At 47.3% G+C, this 658-nt stretch carries 1 protein-coding gene; it reads right to left on the bottom strand.

Going from position 1 to position 658, the window contains the following annotated elements; all coding sequences use genetic code 11:
• Positions 1-29 precede the first annotated feature (29 nt).
• Positions 30-658 (bottom strand): IS3 family transposase (locus tag HBA93_RS17930; RefSeq protein ID WP_221724197.1); only part of this gene is annotated, 629 nt, incomplete at its 5' end.

Below are 658 nucleotides of genomic sequence, written 5' to 3'. Positions count from 1 at the left end.
TGGACTTGTCCCGTTTTATTTCCGCCTCTTTATCTCGTTTCGGCGGTTATCTGTTCGAATTGAGCGGGCGATATTCCTCCGAGCGTCGAATGCCTTCTGCGAATATTGTAAAATCCATTGATGTATTTGAAAAGCGCATCGGTCAGCTGCTGACGTGTTTGCCAGGCATGTCGCCAAATCAGCTCCGCCTTCAGTGTTTTGAAGAATGTTTCTGACACAGCATTATCCCAGCAGTTTCCTTTTCCACTCATTGATGCCTGGAATTTGAGCTGCTTCAGTCGCCTTTGATAGTCATGAGCACAGTATAGACTACCGCGGTCTGTGTGATGAATGCAGCCGGGCTTTGGATTGCGCAAAGCAATGGCTCTGTTCAATGCCTGTAATGCAAGATCTTGTTTCAGACGGTCGCTGACAGCCCACCCCACAACGCGCCGTGAATGAAGATCGATTATGACAGCCAGATATAGCCATCCTTCTCGTGTCCATAAGTAACTGATGTCACCCGCCCATTTCTGATTAGGTTTGTCAGCTGTGAAATCCTGATCCAGCAAATTCGGTGCTATATTAAAAGTATGGTTGCTGTCAGTTGTCACCTTATGCTTGCGGGTTCTAACCGCATAAATGTTGTTTTGGCGCATCAAACGACCAACGCGTCGAT

This window comes from Ochrobactrum sp. SFR4 (genome assembly GCF_019730395.1).
In the GTDB taxonomy this organism is placed as follows: domain Bacteria; phylum Pseudomonadota; class Alphaproteobacteria; order Rhizobiales; family Rhizobiaceae; genus Pseudochrobactrum.
Note: the sequence above shows the minus strand (reverse complement) of the source record. Positions and strands in the feature narration are given on the sequence as shown.